The sequence below is a fragment of the Citrobacter sp. wls826 genome, assembly GCF_005281245.1.
Taxonomy (GTDB): domain Bacteria; phylum Pseudomonadota; class Gammaproteobacteria; order Enterobacterales; family Enterobacteriaceae; genus Citrobacter; species Citrobacter braakii.
Genome location: NZ_SZWS01000061.1, coordinates 22,703 through 26,885, shown reverse-complemented (window position 1 = coordinate 26,885; position 4,183 = coordinate 22,703). Strand labels below are relative to the sequence as shown.

The 4,183-nt window shown below is 57.7% G+C and carries 4 protein-coding genes; all 4 read left to right on the top strand.

Features of this window, described 5'->3' with window-relative positions:
* Positions 1-1,591 (top strand): flagellar basal-body MS-ring/collar protein FliF (fliF, locus tag FDW87_RS17565; RefSeq protein ID WP_137380045.1); only part of this gene is annotated, 1,591 nt, incomplete at its 5' end.
* Complete coding sequence (gene fliG, locus FDW87_RS17560; protein WP_016153488.1) at positions 1,584-2,579, top strand: flagellar motor switch protein FliG; 996 nt, start codon at positions 1,584-1,586, stop codon at positions 2,577-2,579. The genes fliF and fliG, both read left to right, overlap by 8 nt.
* Positions 2,572-3,279: a flagellar assembly protein FliH gene (fliH, locus tag FDW87_RS17555; protein WP_046274966.1), complete on the top strand. Its 708-nt coding sequence runs from the start codon at positions 2,572-2,574 to the stop codon at positions 3,277-3,279. The genes fliG and fliH overlap by 8 nt, the downstream gene beginning before the upstream one ends.
* A partial coding sequence (locus FDW87_RS22940; RefSeq protein WP_252363233.1) for a FliI/YscN family ATPase occupies positions 3,279-4,183 on the top strand: 905 nt, incomplete at its 3' end. The genes fliH and FDW87_RS22940, both read left to right, overlap by 1 nt.

Here is a 4,183-nt window from a genome sequence, read left to right as displayed (position 1 = left end):
GGGAGCCGCTGCCGTCGCGATCATCGTGGCGATGGTCCTGTGGGCCAAAGCACCTGACTACCGCACGCTGTTCAGCAATCTTTCCGATCAGGATGGTGGCGCGATCGTCACCCAACTGACGCAGATGAACGTTCCCTACCGTTTTACTGAGGGAAGCGGCGCCATTGAAGTTCCTGCCGATAAAGTCCACGAACTGCGTTTACGTCTGGCGCAGCAAGGTCTGCCCAAAGGCGGCGCGGTGGGTTTTGAACTGCTGGATCAGGAAAAGTTTGGTATCAGCCAGTTTAGCGAGCAGGTCAACTACCAGCGCGCGCTGGAAGGTGAATTAGCCCGTACGATTGAAACGTTGGGACCGGTAAAACGCGCCCGCGTGCATCTGGCTATGCCGAAACCGTCGCTGTTTGTGCGTGAGCAAAAAGCGCCTTCAGCCTCCGTCACCGTCAACCTGGAGCCGGGTCGCGCGCTGGATGAAGGTCAGATCAGTGCGGTCACGCATCTGGTTTCCAGCGCTGTTGCAGGCTTGCCGCCGGGCAACGTTACGCTGGTCGACCAGGCGGGGCATCTGTTAACCCAGTCGAATACCAGTAGCCGCGATCTTAACGATGCGCAGCTGAAATACGCCAGCGACGTCGAAGGCCGCGTTCAGCGCCGTATCGAATCAATTCTGTCGCCGATTGTCGGCAACGGTAACGTACATGCGCAGGTCACCGCGCAGCTGGATTTTGCCAACAAAGAGCAAACCGAAGAACAGTACCGTCCAAACGGTGATGAGTCCCAGGCCGTGCTGCGTTCTCGTCAGTTGAACGTCAGTGAGCAGGTCGGTAGCGGAGCACCAGGCGGCGTCCCGGGCGCGTTGTCAAATCAGCCCGCTCCGGCAAATACTGCGCCAATCGCCAACCCACCCGCTAATCAGCAAAACGCGCAAAATACGCAAAACGCACAGACGGCGAATAACAGTAATAATGCCGGCCCGCGCAATACTCAGCGCAATGAAACCAGCAACTATGAAGTTGACCGCACCATTCGCCATACCAAAATGAACGTTGGCGATGTGCAGCGTCTCTCGGTGGCTGTCGTGGTCAACTACAAAACGTTACCAGACGGCAAACCGTTGCCGTTAACCGCCGAGCAGATGAAACAGATTGAGGATCTAACCCGCGAAGCGATGGGATTCTCCGACAAGCGTGGCGATACCCTGAACGTGGTGAACTCTCCCTTCACGGCGACCGACGATTCCATTGGCGAGCTACCGTTCTGGAAACAGCCGTTCTTTATTGATCAGTTAATGTCCGCAGGTCGTTGGTTGCTGGTTCTGTTGGTGGCGTGGATCCTGTGGCGGAAAGCCGTTCGTCCGCAGTTGGTCCGTCGCAGTGAAGAAGCGAAAGCCGTACAAGAACAAACGCGTGTCCGTCAGGAAACCGAAGAAGCGGTAGAAGTTCGCCTCAGCAAAGACGAACAAACCCAGCAGCGTCGTACTAATCAGCGTCTGGGAGCAGAAGTCATGAGTCAGCGTATTCGTGAAATGTCAGATAACGATCCGCGCGTCGTGGCGCTGGTCATTCGCCAGTGGATGAGTAACGATCATGAGTAATCTTACCGGTACCGATAAAAGCGTCATCCTGCTGATGACCATTGGCGAAGATCGCGCGGCGGAGGTGTTTAAGCACCTTTCCACGCGCGAAGTTCAGGCGCTCAGTACGGCGATGGCCAACGTTCGCCAGATTTCCAACAAGCAGTTGACGGAAGTGCTGGCCGAATTTGAACAAGAAGCCGAACAGTTTGCCGCGCTGAATATCAACGCCAACGAATATCTGCGCTCCGTGCTGGTGAAAGCGCTGGGCGAGGAACGTGCCTCCAGTCTGCTGGAAGATATTCTGGAAACCCGCGATACCACCAGCGGCATTGAAACGCTTAACTTTATGGAGCCGCAAAGCGCCGCCGACCTTATCCGCGACGAGCATCCGCAGATTATCGCCACCATTCTGGTGCACCTCAAGCGGGGCCAGGCCGCCGATATTCTTGCGCTGTTCGACGAGCGTTTACGTCACGACGTGATGCTGCGTATCGCCACCTTTGGCGGCGTACAGCCTGCCGCGCTGGCAGAACTGACCGAGGTACTCAACGGCCTACTCGATGGCCAGAACCTCAAGCGCAGCAAAATGGGCGGCGTGAGAACGGCGGCAGAAATTATCAACCTGATGAAAACCCAGCAGGAAGAAGCGGTTATTACCGCCGTACGCGAATTCGACGGCGAGCTGGCGCAGAAAATTATCGACGAGATGTTCCTGTTCGAGAACCTGGTGGATGTCGACGATCGCAGTATCCAGCGCCTGCTGCAGGAAGTGGATTCCGAATCGTTGCTGATTGCCTTGAAAGGTGCCGAACAGCCGCTGCGCGAGAAGTTCCTGCGCAACATGTCGCAACGTGCTGCCGATATTCTGCGCGACGACCTCGCCAACCGCGGTCCGGTGCGTTTGTCGCAGGTGGAAAACGAACAGAAAGCCATTCTGCTTATTGTGCGTCGTCTGGCGGAAACCGGCGAGATGGTGATAGGCAGCGGCGAGGATACCTATGTCTAACGAACTGCCGTGGAAAGTCTGGACCCCGGACGACCTCGCCCCACCGATGGCGGAGTTCGTCCTGGCTGACCACAGCGAAACCCCGCTGTCAGAAGAAACAGAAGAACCAGAGCTTTCCGCAGAGCAACAGCTTGAACAGCAGCTCGCACAGCTGCAACTGCAGGCCCATGAGCAAGGTTATAACGCGGGTCTGGCGGAAGGTCGACAAAAAGGCCACGAACAAGGTTATCAGGAAGGCCTGAGTCAGGGGCTGGAGCAAGGCCAGAACCAGGCGCGCGCTCAGCATGCGCCGATCCACGCCCGCATGCAGCAACTGGTGAGCGAGTTTCAGAATACGCTGGACGCGCTGGACAGCGTCATTGCCTCGCGTCTGATGCAAATGGCGCTGGAAGCTGCGCGTCAGGTTATAGGTCAGACGCCTATTGTGGATAACGCTGCGCTGATTAAACAAATCCAACAGCTGTTGCAGCAAGAACCGCTGTTTAGCGGTAAACCGCAGCTACGCGTACATCCGGACGATCTCCAGCGTGTAGAGGAGATGCTCGGTGCGACCCTCAGCCTGCACGGCTGGCGGCTGCGCGGCGATCCGACGCTGCATCACGGCGGCTGTAAAGTCTCTGCCGATGAAGGCGATCTGGATGCCAGCGTCGCCACGCGCTGGCAAGAACTCTGCCGTCTGGCAGCGCCGGGAGTCGTGTAATGACCACTCGCCTGACTCGCTGGCTCAACACGCTGGACAGCTTCGAAGAGAAAATGTCGCTACTGCCTGCGGTGCGCCGTTACGGTCGCCTGACCCGCGCCACCGGGCTGGTGCTGGAGGCCACGGGATTACAGTTGCCGCTGGGCGCCACCTGCGTTATTGAACGCCAGGACGGCAACGAAACCCAGGAGGTCGAAAGTGAAGTCGTGGGCTTTAACGGTCAGCGTCTGTTTCTGATGCCCCTCGAAGAGGTTGAAGGCGTTCTGCCCGGCGCACGCGTGTACGCAAAAAACATTGCCGGAGAAGGCCTGCAAAGCGGGAAGCAATTACCGCTTGGCCCTGCATTGCTGGGTCGTGTGCTTGACGGTAGCGGAAAACCGCTCGACGGTCTGCCCGCCCCGGATACCACCGAAACCGGGGCGCTGATTACGCCGCCGTTTAACCCGCTACAACGCACCGCGATTGAACACGTCCTGGATACCGGCGTACGTCCCATCAACGCGTTGTTAACCGTCGGTCGCGGTCAGCGTATGGGACTTTTCGCGGGCTCCGGTGTCGGTAAAAGCGTTCTGCTCGGCATGATGGCGCGCTATACCCAGGCCGATGTTATTGTCGTGGGTCTGATTGGCGAACGTGGTCGCGAAGTTAAAGATTTTATTGAAAATATTCTCGGTACCGACGGTCGTGCACGCTCGGTGGTGATTGCCGCTCCCGCAGATGTCTCGCCGCTGTTACGTATGCAAGGCGCGGCCTATGCCACGCGTATCGCCGAAGATTTTCGCGATCGTGGACAGCACGTATTGCTGATTATGGATTCCCTCACCCGCTACGCGATGGCGCAACGTGAGATCGCCCTGGCGATCGGAGAGCCGCCGGCAACGAAAGGTTATCCCCCCTCAGTATT

Bases quoted from the DNA above. Each gene is read 5' to 3' on its own strand.
- fliG (WP_016153488.1), top strand. From the start codon at position 1,584: ATGAGTAATCTTACCGGTACCGATAAAAGCGTCATCCTGCTGATGACC.
- fliH (WP_046274966.1), top strand. From the start codon at position 2,572: ATGTCTAACGAACTGCCGTGGAAAGTCTGGACCCCGGACGACCTCGCC.